Source organism: Streptacidiphilus jiangxiensis (genome assembly GCF_900109465.1).
Lineage (GTDB): Bacteria > Actinomycetota > Actinomycetes > Streptomycetales > Streptomycetaceae > Streptacidiphilus > Streptacidiphilus jiangxiensis.
In genome coordinates this window covers 81,062-96,066 of sequence record NZ_FOAZ01000021.1, presented here as the reverse complement: position 1 = coordinate 96,066, position 15,005 = coordinate 81,062, and the positions used below count along the sequence as shown (strand labels likewise).

Genomic DNA, 15,005 nt, shown 5'->3' with positions numbered 1-15,005 from the left:
GCGCCGCCCCCGGCACCCCCTGCCAATCGGGTGATCAGCCATCCGGGCGAACCTCCCGCGCGCCGCCGCCGCCGGACGGGCGACACGGGACACGATCCCCGTGCAAGCAGGTGCAGACCCGGCGAATCACCAGATCTCATGCTATCCAGTACTTATTACTTTTCGTGACGACAGCTTCACCGTGCGTCACACCGGACCGTGCTGCCGGCCTGACCCACCAGGCCCGAAGGCACCAAGACCGTCACCACCCCACCAGCCCGCTGTCCCTAAGCCGAGGAGCCCCTCGTGATCCTCTCCGTCTCCGGCGTCGTCCTGCTGGGAATCATCGTGTTCCTTTTCTTCCGCAAGGACGGCCTCAAGCTCTCCCACGCCCTGGTCTGCGCCCTCTTCGGGTTCTACCTCGCGGGCACCGCGATCGCGCCCAGCATCAAGGCGGGCGGCGCCAGCCTCGCCAGCCTGCTCGGCGGCATCAAGTTCTGACGCGACCGCACCCGCACCTGCCCCGGAGCACCTGATGACCCTCACCGAGCACCTGGCCCGCGGCCGCAGCCTGGCCCGCACGGCCGGGGATCACGCCGCCGACATGTTCGGCCCGCTGATCACCATCGGCCGTGGCCTGCGCGCCCACGCGGCCTGGACGAAGAACTGGTGGGCGACCACGCCGAAGGACAAGCGCGGTCCCGCGCTCTTCCTCGTCGTCGCGGTGGTCGCCGCCGTCGCCCTGCTGCCCTACGGGCCACTGCTGGCGCTGCTCGCCCTGATGGGCAGCGCCGCCTGGGCCGGACGCGAACGCGTCGCCCCGCCGCCGCCCGCGCCCGACACCAGCAACCTCAAACTCGGCGCCATCTACACCGCGCTGACGCCGTACCTGGTCCACGAGTCCGACCCGGAGCCGCTCTACGCGCACGGCGGGGACTTCAAGGACGCGTTCAGCAGCTGGGAGTTCGACGAGGAGGGCCGGCTGGTCCAGCTCGAGCTGCGCTACCCGGCCTACTTCACCGACACCGAGCCGCAGTCCCGCGCCCGGATCGAGCAGGTGATCCACGGCAAGGTCGGGCGCAGTCGCGAGTACCGGTTCACCTGGGACGAGGAGGTCAACCGCCTCCAGGTGACGGCACTGCCGCCGCTGCCGGGCGACATCGCCGCCCAGCGCTTCGTCACCGCCGCCGGCGAGCTGGTGCTCGGCTTCACCGACACCACCAGCACCAACCGCATGATCCCGGTGCACCAGGACGGCGCGCAGACCCACCAGCCACCGGTGCTGTGGCGGACCGGGCCGCGCTCGGCCGAGCCGCACCTGATGGCCCTGGGCACCCCCGGCTTCGGCACCTCGACGCTGCTGCGCTCGCTCGCACTGCAGGCGCTGCCGCACGGCGAGATCGTCGTCGTCGACGGCGCCGGAACGGGCGAGCACGCCTGCCTCGTGGGCCGCCCGGGCGTGCTGACGGTGGAGACCAGCCTGCACGGCGCGCTCGCCGCGCTGGAGTGGGCCGCGACCGAGACGCAGCGACGCCTGGACGCGCACAACCTGGCCAAGCGCACCGGCGGCATGCCGCCCGCGGACACGACCCGGCCACTGTGGCTCCTGCTGGACCACCCCTCGGAGCTGAGCGAGCTGGCCCAGGCGGAGGGCCGACCGGACCCGCAGGAGCTGCTGGAGGTCCCGCTGCGGAACGGCCGCACCGCGCACGTCACCGTCGTGGTGGTGGACCGGCTCGACGCGCTGGAGCGGATCCGTCCGGCCGTCCGGGGCGGCTGCAAGGCGCGTGTGGTGCTCGGTCCGCTGAGCCAGCACCTGGCGCTGGACGCGCTGGGCGCGCCGCTGGACATCACCCCCTCCAGCCACACCCCGCCGGGCCGCGGCTATGCACGGCTCAACAACGCGGCCCCCGTCCGCCTCCAGGTCCCGGCCACGCCGGACCCGCTGGACGACGAGGCGCCGATCGACCAGCGCGACGCGGTGATCGCCCTGCTCCCCCACGCGGACACCCGCACCGAGTCGACGGCCGACCTCACCCCGGTGCAGGTGCCCCCGGTTCCGGCCCCGCCGGTCCAGGCCCCGTCGCTCGCGGAGACGTCCCTGTCGGCCGACCTGTCGGCGATCGACCATCCGCCACTGGATCTTCCCTCGGTCGAGCTGCCGCCGATGCCGCAGGTGCCACCGCTGCCCACCGAGGCACCGAGGTTCCTCTGAACCGGAACTGACGCTCCATCACCTCTGCTCCGCCCCGCCTCGGATCCGGCGGGGCGGAGCGCTGTTTCGGAAACCCCTCTTGACGCCGCCGTGGGGCGGGGTGCTGAATAGGGCGCCAATGGACTGCCTTCATACCATTGAGCGGTCCGCACCCCACACGCCAGAGGTGCGCATGTCGTCCACCGAACCCTCCGCGCTGTCCCACGCGGACGCCCCCACTGACGAGCAACGCCTCCACGAACTGGGCTACGCCCAGGAGTTGGACCGGACCATGTCCGGGTTCTCCAATTTCGCGGTCTCCTTCACCATCATCTCGATCCTCTCCGGCTGCCTGACCCTCTACGGCACGGGCATGACCACCGGCGGACCCGCCGTCCTGGTGTGGGGTTGGCCGATCGTCGGCCTGATGACGCTGCTCGTCGGTCTCGCCATGGCCGAGGTCTGCTCCAGCTACCCGACCGCGGGCGGGCTGTACTACTGGGCGGCGAAGCTGTCGCCGAACAACGGGCCCGTGTACAGCTGGTTCACCGGCTGGTTCAACTTCCTGGGCCAGGTCGCGGTGACCGCCGGCATCGACTTCGGCGCGGCGCAGTTCATCACCGCCCTGGCGGCCCTCCAGGGTTGGTACAGGGCCACACCCGGCAACACCGTGATCACCTTCGGGGTGATCCTGCTCGTCCACGGCGCGCTGAACACCTTCGGCGTCAAGCTGGTGGCGCTGCTGAACAACGTCAGCGTCTGGTGGCACATCATCGGCGTGGTGGTGATCGTGGGCGCGCTCGCGATCGTCCCGAGCAAGCACCAGTCCGCGCGCTTCGTCTTCGGGCACTTCGTCAACGGCACCGGCTGGAGCAGCTCGCTCTACGTCGCCGCGCTCGGCCTGCTGCTGGCCCAGTACACCTTCACCGGCTACGACGCCTCGGCGCACATGACCGAGGAGACCAAGGACGCGGCACGTTCGGGGCCCAAGGGCATCGTGATGTCCATCCTGGTCTCGCTGGTGGCGGGTTGGGTGCTGCTGATCGGCATCACCTTCGCCATCCAGAACTACAAGGGCGAGCTCGCCACGAACACCAACGAGCCGCCTGCGCAGATCTTCATGGACGCCGTCGGCCTGACCGGCGGCAAGCTGCTGCTCCTGGTGGTGATCGGCGCCCAGCTGTTCTGCGGGATGAGCTCGGTCACGGCCAACTCCCGCATGATCTACGCCTTCTCGCGAGACGGCGCGATCCCCGGCTCGGCGCTGTGGCACCGCATCAACCCGCGGACGAAGACGCCCACCAACGGGGTCTGGCTGGCGGCGGTCGGCGCGTTCGTGCTCGGGCTGCCGTATCTGTGGAACGTGACCGCCTACACCGCCGTCACCTCGATCGCGGTCATCGGCCTCTACATCGCCTACGTGATCCCGACCTTCCTGCGGGTCCGCCTCGGCGGCTCGTTCGTGCGCGGGCCCTGGCATCTCGGGCGCTGGAGCCGTCCGGTCGGTGTCGCCGCCGTGGCGTGGGTGGCCGTCATCACGCTGCTGTTCATGCTCCCGACGACCAGTCCGGTCACCTGGGCCAGCTTCAACTACGCGCCCATCGCGGTGCTGGTGGTGCTCGGCTTCGCCGGCGGGTGGTGGGCGCTGTCGGCCCGGCACTGGTTCACCGGGCCCAAGGTGCAGGGAACGGTCGAGGAGTTGGCTGCCGTGGAGCGCGAACTCGGCGGCATGTGAACCGCGTCGGCTTGTGACGTCCGGTGGGAGCGGGTAGAGAACGCTCGTGGTTCCCTTGCCCGCTCCCGACGGAGGTCCTCCCGCCATGACGACCGACGACCTGCCGACCGGGCTCGCCGACTCCGCGCGTCGCGCGCTGCAGGCGGCCGGCTACCGCCGCCTCGGCGACCTCGACGGCCGGTCCGAGTCCGAGCTGCGGCAGCTTCCCGGCGTCGGCCCCCGCGCGCTGCGCCTGCTCAGGCTGGCCCTGCATGCGCGGGGGCTGACGCTCACGGAGTAGACCCTCACATCGGGCCGTGCTCCTTGATGACCCGACGGGTCTGCGCGAAGAGCATGCCGACGTTGACGGTACGGCGGCAGACCACGACGGACACCATCTCGTCCTGGCCCTCCATCCGGATGAAGAGGTGGGTCAGGTTGTCGCTGTTGACCAGGACCTCCTGGAAGTAGTGCCGGTCGGAGGAGACCCCGCGGCGCTCCTTGAAGATGTTCTCGATCATCACCACGTTGCGGCCCTGGAAGAGCTCGAAGGTCGCTGCGGCCAGCAGGTCGAGGACCTCCGGCGGGTGGGTGTCGACGGTCTCCACGGTCAGCAGCATGCCGGTGGACAGGTCGATCACGCCCGCGGCAAGGCAGTCGGGCACGTCGTTGCGCAGATGCTTGACGAGTTCGGTGATGCGGTCGGACATACTCGCTGATGCGTTGTTCATGATCTTCCCCATGTCGGCCTTCTCAATGAAATGCAGTGCTCACGTCGCGCGCCCGCACAGCAGGTCGTTCAGGCGCTCGATCAACGCGCCGGTCTCCAGGTGCAGCCGCCCGAGGTCCAGTCCCTCGTCACCGAGGACCGTGAGCAGGGCGGTGTCGCCCACGGCGTAGATGACGGCATAGCCGCCGGCGCAGTAGGTGACGGTCCGGCGCAGCGGACCGCGGCCGGAGACCGTGGCGGTGCGGCGGGCCAGGCCCAGACTCGCGGCGGCCAACGCGGCCAGCGACTCCGGGTCCACCTCCGCCGCCGTGTCCGCCGCGACCAGCAGGCCGTCGACTGCGGCGACGGCCGCGTCGGTGATCCCCGGCAGCCGCTCGCGCAGCCCGCGGATCTCGGCGACGAGCGCCTCCTGGCTCATCCACTCTCTCCCTCCCCCAGGCACCGGCTACCGGTACCGCTTGAGTCCCCAAAGAATCTGACGGAGTATCGACTCCGAGACGGCCGCGGCGGGTGCGGGCGGTACCGCGCCGGGGATCTGCCGGCCGGGGTCGCGACGTGGCAGGTCCTCCCCGTCCTCCAGCGGCGGCGGCTCCGGCTCCGGTGCGGGAGCGGGCCGCGCGTGGCGTCCGCCGCTCGGTCCGTCCGCGTCGAGGTCGAAACGGCGGTGGTACTCGACGGCACCGGGCAGGCATTCCGCGACTGCGCGGAGATCCAGTCGGGCCATCGCGAGATTGGCTTTCGTCCGGTCCAGGGAAATCTGGATGAACGCGTGCCAGTCCCCGGATCGCATACGCGCCGCCTGCCAGAGGCAGAAATAGCGGCGGCCCGTGATAATGACCTCTTCGACGGCCTGTTCAGCTTCTCCGCCTTCCGCTGTACTGTCGATCGACGTGGTTCCCGCGAAATCCGCGATGGCGCCCATCGCGATTCCCAGCGCCACTTTCCCGAGCGGTACCGGAACCCCTCCGGTCTGCGCCGGGCGCGACGTCGTACCGAGGACCCGCCCGCTGCCCAGGTCCCCGAAGGCCGCCGCGACGGCGCCGGGGATGCGCATGGCGCTCTCCAGTGCGCCCGGCGCAGCCTCCTCGCGCGTCGTCTCCGGCCAGGCCCCGCCGCCCGTCATGAGCCGCTCGCCCTGCTCGGCCGCCGGGGCAGCTGGACGGGCCCGGCGAACGGGCCACCGGCCGGGGCACCGGAGCGTGCGGCGTCCGGGCCGGATCCGGCCGAGGCGTGCGCCCCGCCGGACGACGCGCCCGTCGCCGGAACGGCGGGCGGCGCCGCGTGGCGGGGCGCCAGCAGGGCGCGCACCTCGCCGCCCTCCTGGCTCGGCCCACCGATCCGCAGCAGGCCGTCGGCGAGCAGCCGGGACGCCTCGACGGTGACGGGGTAGACGCCGCGGCCGAGCGTGAAGGCGATGTCGCGCGCGGTGCGCCGCCCGTCCGCGAGCCCGAGCACGTCCCGGCGCAGGCCGCTCGCGGCGCGCAGGCCACTACCGCCCCACGCCCCCGTGCCGCTCCAGGATGTGGCCCCCGCGCCGTGCGACCCCGCCCCGGGCGCCGTCGACCCGGGCGCAGTCGACCCGGATGGTGCCCCGGCCGGCGCGGTCGAGAGCCGGTCCCGGCCCGGACGGACCGGGGTGGGCAGCTCGGCGAGCGCGACCAGGCGCCGCTCGGTCTCGCCGCACAGCTCCGCGACGTCGACCCGGGCCACCTCCCAGGTCCATGGTTCCCGCCCACCCCGGCCGGCGGAGCCCGAGCGCTCCGGCGGCCAGTCGGCGGTCGGGCCCGGGGTGGGCGCGTCGGCCGACGCGGGCGTCGGTGCGGCGGGGGCCCAGCGGCACTCCTCGACGGTGCCCGCCGCGATGGCGAAGGCCGCGTCGAACAGGGCCATCAGGCAGACCGCCTCCAGCTCGGCCGCTCCCACCAGTCCGCGGCGCACCAGCTCGAGGGCGAGCCGCCCGTGGGAGGCGCCCGCCTGGTAGGCGGCGACCCAGGACGCCTCCAGGACCCGGCCCGAACGCAGCAGCAGCGCCTCCACGCCCGGCGCGCCGGGGCTCTCGGCGCCGGTCACCCGGCCGCCGTCCAGCCGCAGCAGCCCGCCCGGGTCGCCGACGGCCGACAGGGTGCCGGTGGTGCCGGCGCGGCTCTGCGCGGTCAGCTCCGCCACCACTGCCGCGGGCAGGGCGCAAGCCATTCGATCTCGCTCAGACATCGACCTATCAATTTCGATCAGATTCCGTCGGATGCTTATGACAGAGTGCGCAGAAAGGCATGCCGAATAGACACCCGGAAATGACGGGAGCTCACCGTGGAATATGCCACCCCCGGTCGGCGCCTCAATTTCATCCGGGCGGGTGAGGCGCGTCAAGCGATTGATGACTTTTGGTGGCAGTGTGGTAACTGCGCGCCACCCCCTGCGCGGTGCCCTCATCCCCGCCGTCCGGCGGGCGCCCCCGACCTGCACGGAACGGCATACTGCTGCCCGTGACCAGCAATTCCGCCCTGCTTCCAGGCCGCCCGGCCGTGCGCCACCCGTACCTGGACCACCCCGGCCCGCTCGCGTTCGCCCACCGGGGCGGGAGCCTCGGCGGCCCGGAGAACTCGATGGCCGCGTTTGCGCGCGCGGTCCGGCTCGGCTACCGATATCTGGAGACCGACGTCCACACCACCGCCGACGGCGTCCTGGTGGCCTTCCACGACGAACGCCTGGAGCGGGTGACCGACGGCACCGGTGCGATCGCCCAGCTGCCCTGGCGCACCGTCTCCGCGGCCCGGATCGCCGGACGCGAGGCCATACCGACCTTGGAGGAGCTGCTCGACGCCTTCCCCGAGGCCCGGTTCAACATCGACGTGAAGGCGCCTGCCGCCGTCCGCCCGCTCGTCGACGCGGTCCGGCGCACCAACGCCTGGGACCGCGTCTGCGCCGGCTCCTTCTCCGAGGCCCGGCTCGCCGCCGTCCGCGCCGCCGCCGGGCCGCGCCTGGCCACCTCCGCCGGCCCCCGCGCGGTGGCGGCGGTCCGGCTGCGCTCGCTGACCGGCGGCCGCCTGCCGCTGGCTCGTTCCGCACGCCGCCACGCGATCTGCCTGCAGGTGCCCGAGCGGCTGACCGGCGGCGGCGACACCGGGCCGCGCCTGGTCGACCGCGCGTTCATCGAGACCGCCCACGCACTGGGCCTCCAGGTGCACGTCTGGACGGTGAACGAGGCCGAGCGAATCAGGTCACTGCTGGATCTGGGCGTTGATGGCATCATGACGGATCGCATCGACACCCTGCGCGATGTCCTGACCGAGCGCGGAGCCTGGATTTGATCACTTCTGCACCGGCGTCGACGCCCGAGTCGTCGACCACCGACCTCAAGCGGACCCAGCTCGGCTGGTACCTCAACGACTGGGCCAACGCCGCCTTCTCGGCGACGGTGCTGACGGTCTTCCTCGGTCCCTACCTCACGGACATCGCCAAGAGCGCCGCCGACTCCCAGGGGAACGTCCACCCGCTCGGCGTTCCCGTCCCCGCGGGCTCGTTCTTCCCCTACACCGTCTCGTTCTCGGTGATCATCTCGGTCGTGGTCATGCTGCTGGCCGGCGCCACGGCGGACCGGACCGGACGCCACAAGACGCTGCTCGGCTCGTTCGCGTACGTCGGCGCGGCCGCCACGATCGGGATGTTCTTCCTCGGCGGCCACCGGTACCTGCTCGGCGGCGCGCTGCTGGTCCTCGCGAACGTCTGCTACGCCGTCTCGGCCGCGCTCGCCAACGCCTTCCTGCCGGGCCTGGCCGCACCGGACGAGCGCGACGCGGTCTCCTCCAAGGGGTGGGCCTTCGGCTACGCGGGCGGCGGCCTGCTGCTGGTGGTCAACCTCGCGCTCTTCCTCGGCCACAGCTCGCTCGGCCTCACGAGCGGCACGGCCGTCCGCCTCTGCCTGGCCTCGGCCGGTCTGTGGTGGGCCACCTTCACCATCTTCCCGATGCTGCGCCTGCCGCAGCGCGCCGGCCTCGCGCCCGTCGCCAAGCCCGTGAACGAGCACGCGGGCGGGACGCTGAAGGAGCTCGTGGGGACGCTGCGCGGGATGCGCCAGTACCCCCTGACACTGCTCTTCCTGATCGCCTTCCTCTGCTACAACGACGGCATCCAGACGGTCATCTCGCAGGCCTCGCTCTACGGCAGCGAGGAGCTCGGCATGAGCCAGACCACGCTGATCGCGGGCGTGCTGCTGGTCCAGATCGTCGCCATCGGCGGCGCGCTGCTGCTCGGCCGTATGGCCGGCCGCTGGGGCGCCAAGCGCACCATCCTCGGCTCGCTGGTGGCCTGGGTGGTCACCCTCGCCTTCGGCTACGTCATGCCCGCGCACCAGCCGATCTGGTTCTACACGCTGGCGGCGGCGATCGGCCTGGTGCTGGGCGGCAGCCAGGCGCTGTCGCGCTCGCTCTTCTCGCACCTGATCCCGGCCGGGCACGAGGCGGAGTACTTCAGCCTCTACAAGATCAGCGACCGGGGCACCAGCTGGATGGGGCCGTTGGTCTTCGGTCTCGCCTTCCAGGTGACCCACAGCTACCGGATCGCGATCATCTCGCTGCTGGTCTTCTTCGCGATCGGCTTTCTGCTGTTGTCGCGGGTGCCGGTGCGGCGGGCCATCGAGGCGGTGGGCAATCCGGTTCCGGATGTCTCGTGAGTGATGTGCGCCTTTCGTGACTGCGCGACACGATTCCTCCACTGAGGGTGATAATCGCCCCCAGATGTGACAAATCGGACGCGGGTGGGTACAAACTTGGGCGGCGCGACGTAAGTCACGCGACCACGGCGGGAATCTTCGACGGTTGCCGCACGTTGTACGGACCGACGACGAAGACAGCGACATCCAGGCTTGTGGGCCAAGAGCCCGGGAGGCACGATTCATGAGTGAGCGAGCTCTCCGCGGCACGCGACTCGGGGCGACCAGCTACGAGACCGACCGCGGTATCGATCTGGCGCCTCGCCAGACCGTCGAGTACGCATGCCAGAACGGACACCGGTTCGAGGTGCCGTTCTCGGTTGAGGCCGAGATCCCGCACATCTGGGAGTGCAGGTTCTGCGGCAGTGAGGCCCTGCTGCTTGACGGTGACGAGCCCGAGGAGAAGAAGACCAAGCCGGTCCGCACCCACTGGGACATGTTGATGGAACGGCGCACGCGCGAGGAGCTGGAAGAGGTCCTCGCCGAGCGTCTCGAGGTTCTCCGCTCCGGCGGCATGAACATCGCGGTGCACCCGCGGGACCGCAAGAGCGCTTAGCGCCCGCCCTTGACGACGAGGCCCGGGCTCCCCCTCCAGGGGAGCCCGGGCCTCGTCGTTCCTGTGCGCTCAGGATGCGTTGCACCATCCAGGGGCGGGGGAACTGCGCGAGCAACCACCGGCGTGCGGATGGTCCTCAACGCGGAGGACCATCCGCCCCGGGTGGTTACTCGCGCAGTTCTCCGCGCCCCTGGGCGTCGTCGCGGCGGGAGTAGTCGTAGCGGTCCGTCGGCGTGCCGTCCTCGTGGATGACCTCGCCCGGGACGACCTTGCCGTCGGGCCGGTGCATCCGGACCTGCTCCTGGAGGCGGACCGCATCCCCCAGCGGGCCGCGCCGCAGCAGCCCCATCGGGACGCGCTGGAGGCGCTTGGCGACGGGCGGGAGCAGGCAGAGCAGGCCCAGGACGTCGGTGAGGAAGCCCGGAACCATCAGCAGGACGCCTCCGGCGACCGTCACCGCGGTCCGCGCCTCGCCCTCGGGCATGTTGCCCGCCCGCGCCGCCGCGAACGCCTTGAGCCCGGCGCGCTTGATCACGGACGCGCCGGCCACGAACCCGGCCAGCAGCAGCAACAGCACCAGCAGCCAGCCGATCAGATCGGCCACGGCCACCACGAGCCACAGCTCGAGCAGCACGTAGGCCACCACCAGCAGGGGCAGGAAACGCTTGAGTCGGGACGCGCGCACGACGGCAGAGCCCTTCATGGGTCGGTAGAGGCTTCCACCGTAGAACGCCCGAGGTCAGGCGGGTGTTCCAGCACGCTTCCGGCGGCGCGTCCACACCGCACTGCCCGTCCAGACCGCGAAGGCGACCGCGCCGAGGCCGACGAACGACAGCGCCCACTCCGGACCGGCGCCGAGCCGGTCCGCGAGGGTGAGGCCGTCGCGCAGCGGGACCTTGACGTCCAGCTCGGCCTGGGTGGCCAGCCGGGTGCGGGCCACGACCGAGCCGTCCGGCGCGATCACCGCGCTGATGCCACTGGTCGCGGCGATGACCACGGCGCGGCCGTGCTCGATCGCGCGCAGCCTGGACATGGCGAACTGCTGGTCGGGCTGGTCGGTGTGCTCGTAGGTGGCGTTGTTGGTCTGCACGACGATCACTCGGCCGCCCTTGGCGACCGCGTCGTGGACGATGCCGTCGTAGGCGACCTCGAAGCAGATCACGTCGCCGATCCTGGCCGGACCGACCTGCAGGATGCCGGTCTTGTCACCGGGGTAGAAGTCCCGGGCGACCCGCTGCAGGCGGGTGATGTACTTCATCAGGATCGACCGGAACGGCACGTACTCGCCGAACGGCACCGGGTGCTGCTTGGTGTAGTGCGCGCCGGGGCCCTTCACCGGGTCCCAGACGATGCCCTCGTTGAGCACGTGCTGCGCGTCGGGGCCGTCGACGAGGGCGCCGACCAGCATCGGCACGCCCGTCAGCTGCGCGGCCGCCTGGATCGCGCCGTAGGCCTCGGGGGTCGTGTACGGGTTGACGTCGGAGGAGTTCTCCGGCCAGATCACCAGCTGCGGGCGGGGTGCCTTGCCCGCCTCGACCTCGGCCATCAGCGCGACCGTGGCCTGCACGTGGTTCTGCAGCACCTGCATCGGGCGGCCGAGGAAGTCCATGCCGGCGTGCGGGACGTTGCCCTGGATCACCGCGATCTGCGCGGAGGCCGGACCCCCGGCGGTGGTGCCGGCCGTCGGCAGCGGGATCGCGTAGCCGACCAGACCGGCCGCGACGGCGCCGACGCCGCACGCGGCGGCGAGCCGGGTGCTCCGGGCGCGGCCCTCACGGGTCCGCAGCGCGAGGACGACCGCGGCCAGCAGCGCCCCGCTGAGCGCGACCGCGAAGCTGACCAACGGCGCCCCGCCGAGCGCGGCGAGCGGCGTGAACGGCGAGGAGGTGTTGGCGAAGGCGAGCCGCCCCCACGGGAAGCCGCCGAGCGGCACCCGGTCGCGCGCCCACTCCTGGGCGACCCACAGGCAGGCCGTCCACAGCGGCCAGAAGCGCACCCGCGAGACGACCGCGAGCCCCGCACCCATCAACGCCAGGAACGCGGCCTCGGCGACGGAGAGCAGCGCCCAGGCGTCGTAGCCGATCACGTCGATCCAGAGCAGCAGCCAGAGCATGAAGACCAGGCCGAAGACGAATCCCGTCCAGGCGCCCTGACGGGCGGTGCGGCCGTAGGTGAGCAGACTGAGCCCCGCGACCGCGAGGACCGACAGCGGCCAGATGCCCGCCGAGGGGAACGACAGCGCGAGCGCGATCCCGCAGAGGGCGGCCAGTGCACTGCGCGGGGCGCCGCGCCACAGGCGCGCACCGATGCGGCGAAGGCGCGAGGGGCGCGCTCCGGCCTCCGCGAGGTCCTTGGAACGGTCCTCCGATTCCAGGGTCAAGGGCACGTTCGCCGCCAATCCGCAGCAGTGGGGTCCATGGGCTGTGGGATGACGGTACATCCTGCGGTTAAGTGCAGGTGAGAGAGATGCCTCCGGTCCGCGGCGCGCAACGCGCGGAAACGGCCCGGACGCCCTTCGGTCCGACTCGGGACCTGCTGGCTGCGGGTCGACCAGAAGCCGTTGTCTACTGAGCGTCCGGGCCGAGCCCGGGGTCCACACCTGTCGGCGCGGAGCACGCTGCCGTGCCCCGTGCCGAGGCCCACGCTCCCCGGTCCGTCTACGCGGGCTCCTGGCGGCGGAGGCCAACGGCGGTCACGGGTTTGGCGTGAGTCTGCTGTCCGGTGGACGACGACGAACCTACTCGCGCTCCCGGCGCCCCTGTCAACCGGCGCGCGACCTGGGCAGACGGGCTAACACCGCAGGTCAACGCGGTGCGCCCGGGCCCCTTGCTGGTCCGGTCCAACCCATCGTTCGGCGGTATCCGCGCGCGGACGGCACGCCTGTGCCACGATGCCGGACCGACCACCCCCCTCGTCGGCGGTCGGACCGGCAGCGCGGCGTGGCCGCAGGGCGGTCAGCGGTTCACCTCGGTCGTCCAGTGGGCGGGGTCGGTGCCGAGCACGGTGATCTTGTTGAGCAGCCCGTCGAGGCCGCCGACCGCCTCGAGGGCGGGGCCCCCGCCCTCGACGCAGAGGTCCAGCCCGTCGCGGGTCACGCAGCGGTCACCACCCATGAGCGGCTTCCCCGCCACGTGCGGGGCGATCTGCCAGTCGATCTCGCCTCCCGCCGTCGACTGCCAGTCCGCCGCGTTGCGGGTGGTGTAGGCGGCGCTCACCTGCCACGGGCGACCGAGGCCCGCGGTGTGCTGGACGAACGACACCGACACGAGGTGCTCACCGGCTGGGAGGCCGGTGACGTAGTACGGCAGCGGGGTGCCCTCGGGAGCGGCGGGGAAGCGCAGGTTCTCCGCCACGCGGAGCGCTGTCGCCCGCGCCGTCGCCTCGCCCAGCTTCGCCCCCGCGAGCAGCACCTGAGCACCGCGACCGTCAGGCAGGTACCACCGCAGGATGTACTCACCCCCGTGATAACTGCGGCCGCCCTGGTCGACCATCCAGTGCGAGGGCCTGCCGTGGACCAGCGGGCCGGGGACGGCGTGCATCGCCGGGTGGATCGGGCTGGGCGTGTCCACCACGAAGTCGTGGCCCTTGAGCTGCACGCTCGCCATGACCCCGGGGGTGCTCGCGCTGCCGGCCGCGGTGAAGGCCTGCCCGTCCCACTCGGTGTCCTGGATCGTCCCTTGCTGGATGCCCGCCGGAAGCCAGCCGAACTCGACGCCCTGGGTGAGCGGATCGTGCCGCCCGGAGGCCTTGGCGGTGGCGCTCGCTGCGGGCTGGTCGGCCTTTCCGTGGGCCGAGCCGGTCGTCCCCGCCAGGGCGACGCCGCCCAGGGCGACCGCCGAGGCCACGGCGGCGGCGGTGGCTCCGAGGGCGATCCGGCGGCGGCGCAGCACGCGCAGGCCCTGCGCGCGGGCGCGGGCGGCGTCCACGCCGCTGCACGGGGCCGGGGCGTCGGCCAGCGCGAGGAGCCCCTCGGCGAGCCGTGCCTCCAGTCCTGCGGTGTCCGTGTCCCAGTCGTTCATGACGTGCCACCCCCTGTCGCGGTGGGTTCCGAGTCCGGGGTCAACACCCGGCGCAGGGCGTCCAGGCCGCGTGCGGTCTGGCTCTTGACCGTTCCCGGCGTGCAGCCGAGTGTCTCGGCGGTCTGCTCGACGGTCAGGTCGCAGAAGTAGCGCAGCACGACCGTCGCCCGCTGCCGGGGCGGCAGCTCGGCCAGCGCACGCCGCAGGTCGAGGACGGCGTCCAGATCCGGCTGTGGCACGACGGGCGGCGGCCCGTCCCCGCCGTTCTCGCCCCGGCCCAGCAGCACACGCGCCCACGGCGAGCGCCGCTCCGCGAGGAAACTGTTGACCAAGGTCTGGCGGGCGTAGCCGTCCACGTTCTCGACGCCGCCGAGCCGGTGCCACCGCACGTACAGCTTGGTCACCGTCGCCTGCGCCAGGTCGTCGGCCCGGTGCCAGTCACCCGTCAGCAGATACGCGACCTTGCGCAGCCATCCTGATCGGGTGCTGACGAACTCGGCGAACTCCTCGTCCCGTCGTCCGGCCAATGATGGGCCGAACCCGGTTGCGGTCATCTCCACCCCCTGCTCCGCTCCGTGTGTTCCCTGTCGCAGAGCTGATGCCGCGGGCGGGCGGGAGGTTGCACGCGGTGCGCGCCTCTCTTACCCCTCCGGCGCGGCGTCCCCTCGCTGACGGAGCTTCGTCCAGGCCTCCTGGTGGTCCTTGAGGATGACCTCGAGCCGGGTGAGGAAGGTCCCGGCGTCGCCCGTCCCACCCGCCCGGGTGAACTCGATCTCGCGCTTGAGGGTCTCCAGGAGCGCCACCGTCCGGCTGGCCTGGATCCACAGGGAGCGGTGGGAGAAGAAGGCCTGCCACGCCGCCAGCACCGTGATCAGCGCGCTGATGCCCAGCGCGACGTCCAGCAGCACCTGCCGTGTCGGGTCACCGACCCGCACGCCCAGCAGCACCGTCGAACAGGCGGAGAGCGACACCGTGGCCATCTCCAGCCCGAAGGCCTTCCGGCGGTCCCCCTGCAGGTGCCGCTTGATCCCCCGCAGCCGGGTGTCGACCTCCCCCAGGACGAAGTCGAGCTGCTTCTCCTCCGTGCCGGACCTCTCCGTCACCA

Annotated in this window: 16 protein-coding genes; 7 read left to right on the top strand and 9 right to left on the bottom strand. The window is 72.0% G+C overall.

Features of this window, described 5'->3' with window-relative positions:
- Positions 1–285 precede the first annotated feature (285 nt).
- The 4 genes from BMY61_RS32920 (at position 286) to BMY61_RS32905 (ending at position 4,188) form a co-directional block, all read left to right on the top strand.
- A complete protein-coding gene (locus BMY61_RS32920; RefSeq protein ID WP_037606139.1) occupies positions 286–480 on the top strand; it encodes a hypothetical protein in 195 nt (64 codons plus the stop codon).
- A gap of 34 nt (positions 481–514) precedes the next feature.
- Complete coding sequence (locus BMY61_RS32915; protein ID WP_063773292.1) at positions 515–2,194, top strand: hypothetical protein; 1,680 nt, start codon at positions 515–517, stop codon at positions 2,192–2,194.
- A gap of 172 nt (positions 2,195–2,366) precedes the next feature.
- Positions 2,367–3,908, top strand: coding sequence for an amino acid permease (locus BMY61_RS32910; RefSeq protein WP_042450815.1), 1,542 nt, complete (start codon positions 2,367–2,369; stop codon positions 3,906–3,908).
- An 85-nt stretch (positions 3,909–3,993) separates the two neighbouring features.
- On the top strand, positions 3,994–4,188 hold the full coding sequence (locus tag BMY61_RS32905) for a hypothetical protein (RefSeq protein WP_042450817.1): 195 nt from the start codon (positions 3,994–3,996) through the stop codon (positions 4,186–4,188).
- A gap of 4 nt (positions 4,189–4,192) precedes the next feature.
- On the opposite strand, the gene BMY61_RS32900 is transcribed toward BMY61_RS32905, so the two are convergent.
- The 4 genes from BMY61_RS32900 to BMY61_RS32885 all read right to left on the bottom strand — a co-directional run bounded on the left by BMY61_RS32900 (position 4,193) and on the right by BMY61_RS32885 (position 6,810).
- Entirely contained in the window at positions 4,193–4,618 is a 426-nt protein-coding gene (locus BMY61_RS32900) for a hypothetical protein (protein ID WP_042450969.1), read from the bottom strand.
- A 39-nt stretch (positions 4,619–4,657) separates the two neighbouring features.
- Complete coding sequence (locus BMY61_RS32895; protein ID WP_174514513.1) at positions 4,658–5,035, bottom strand: roadblock/LC7 domain-containing protein; 378 nt, start codon at positions 5,033–5,035, stop codon at positions 4,658–4,660.
- Between the two features lie 27 nt (positions 5,036–5,062).
- Positions 5,063–5,671 carry a hypothetical protein gene (locus tag BMY61_RS45495; protein ID WP_143094644.1) on the bottom strand — a complete coding sequence of 203 codons (609 nt, stop codon included), beginning with the start codon at positions 5,669–5,671 and terminating at the stop codon, positions 5,063–5,065.
- 65 nt (positions 5,672–5,736) lie between these two features.
- Positions 5,737–6,810, bottom strand: coding sequence for a hypothetical protein (locus tag BMY61_RS32885; RefSeq protein ID WP_143094643.1), 1,074 nt, complete (start codon positions 6,808–6,810; stop codon positions 5,737–5,739).
- A gap of 290 nt (positions 6,811–7,100) precedes the next feature.
- Here BMY61_RS32885 and BMY61_RS32880 point away from each other — a divergent pair, with 290 nt between their 5' ends.
- From BMY61_RS32880 to BMY61_RS32870, 3 genes are all read left to right on the top strand, one after another.
- A complete protein-coding gene (locus BMY61_RS32880; RefSeq protein WP_042450823.1) occupies positions 7,101–7,925 on the top strand; it encodes a glycerophosphodiester phosphodiesterase family protein in 825 nt (274 codons plus the stop codon).
- A complete protein-coding gene (locus BMY61_RS32875) occupies positions 7,922–9,286 on the top strand; it encodes an MFS transporter (RefSeq protein WP_042450825.1) in 1,365 nt (454 codons plus the stop codon). Before BMY61_RS32880 ends, BMY61_RS32875 begins: the two co-directional genes overlap by 4 nt.
- Positions 9,287–9,509: 223 nt before the next feature.
- A complete protein-coding gene (locus BMY61_RS32870; RefSeq protein ID WP_042450827.1) occupies positions 9,510–9,881 on the top strand; it encodes an RNA polymerase-binding protein RbpA in 372 nt (123 codons plus the stop codon).
- Between the two features lie 166 nt (positions 9,882–10,047).
- Here the strand turns inward: BMY61_RS32870 and BMY61_RS32865 are convergent, their stop codons facing one another.
- The 5 genes from BMY61_RS32865 to BMY61_RS32845 all read right to left on the bottom strand — a co-directional run bounded on the left by BMY61_RS32865 (position 10,048) and on the right by BMY61_RS32845 (position 15,003).
- The gene (locus BMY61_RS32865) at positions 10,048–10,584 is read right to left on the bottom strand and encodes an FxsA family protein (protein WP_042450829.1); all 537 of its coding nucleotides are present in this window, start codon (positions 10,582–10,584) and stop codon (positions 10,048–10,050) included.
- A gap of 36 nt (positions 10,585–10,620) precedes the next feature.
- The gene (gene lnt, locus BMY61_RS32860; RefSeq protein WP_052438906.1) at positions 10,621–12,321 is read right to left on the bottom strand and encodes an apolipoprotein N-acyltransferase; all 1,701 of its coding nucleotides are present in this window, start codon (positions 12,319–12,321) and stop codon (positions 10,621–10,623) included.
- Between the two features lie 514 nt (positions 12,322–12,835).
- Complete coding sequence (locus BMY61_RS46660; protein WP_075004159.1) at positions 12,836–13,900, bottom strand: hypothetical protein; 1,065 nt, start codon at positions 13,898–13,900, stop codon at positions 12,836–12,838.
- Positions 13,897–14,454 carry a SigE family RNA polymerase sigma factor gene (locus BMY61_RS32850; protein WP_042450975.1) on the bottom strand — a complete coding sequence of 186 codons (558 nt, stop codon included), beginning with the start codon at positions 14,452–14,454 and terminating at the stop codon, positions 13,897–13,899. The genes BMY61_RS46660 and BMY61_RS32850 overlap by 4 nt, the downstream gene beginning before the upstream one ends.
- Positions 14,455–14,541: 87 nt before the next feature.
- Complete coding sequence (locus tag BMY61_RS32845) at positions 14,542–15,003, bottom strand: SLATT domain-containing protein (RefSeq protein WP_042450838.1); 462 nt, start codon at positions 15,001–15,003, stop codon at positions 14,542–14,544.
- Positions 15,004–15,005 lie beyond the last annotated feature (2 nt).

Coding starts and splice junctions, on each gene's coding strand:
- BMY61_RS32885 (WP_143094643.1), bottom strand. CDS start 6,810: ATGGCTTGCGCCCTGCCCGCGGCAGTGGTGGCGGAGCTGACCGCGCAG.
- BMY61_RS32905 (WP_042450817.1), top strand. CDS start 3,994: ATGACGACCGACGACCTGCCGACCGGGCTCGCCGACTCCGCGCGTCGC.
- BMY61_RS32895 (WP_174514513.1), bottom strand. CDS start 5,035: ATGAGCCAGGAGGCGCTCGTCGCCGAGATCCGCGGGCTGCGCGAGCGG.
- BMY61_RS32865 (WP_042450829.1), bottom strand. CDS start 10,584: ATGAAGGGCTCTGCCGTCGTGCGCGCGTCCCGACTCAAGCGTTTCCTG.
- lnt (WP_052438906.1), bottom strand. CDS start 12,321: ATGTACCGTCATCCCACAGCCCATGGACCCCACTGCTGCGGATTGGCG.
- BMY61_RS32915 (WP_063773292.1), top strand. CDS start 515: ATGACCCTCACCGAGCACCTGGCCCGCGGCCGCAGCCTGGCCCGCACG.
- BMY61_RS32870 (WP_042450827.1), top strand. CDS start 9,510: ATGAGTGAGCGAGCTCTCCGCGGCACGCGACTCGGGGCGACCAGCTAC.
- BMY61_RS32900 (WP_042450969.1), bottom strand. CDS start 4,618: ATGAACAACGCATCAGCGAGTATGTCCGACCGCATCACCGAACTCGTC.
- BMY61_RS45495 (WP_143094644.1), bottom strand. CDS start 5,671: ATGCGCATCCCCGGCGCCGTCGCGGCGGCCTTCGGGGACCTGGGCAGC.
- BMY61_RS32910 (WP_042450815.1), top strand. CDS start 2,367: ATGTCGTCCACCGAACCCTCCGCGCTGTCCCACGCGGACGCCCCCACT.
- BMY61_RS46660 (WP_075004159.1), bottom strand. CDS start 13,900: ATGAACGACTGGGACACGGACACCGCAGGACTGGAGGCACGGCTCGCC.
- BMY61_RS32850 (WP_042450975.1), bottom strand. CDS start 14,454: ATGACCGCAACCGGGTTCGGCCCATCATTGGCCGGACGACGGGACGAG.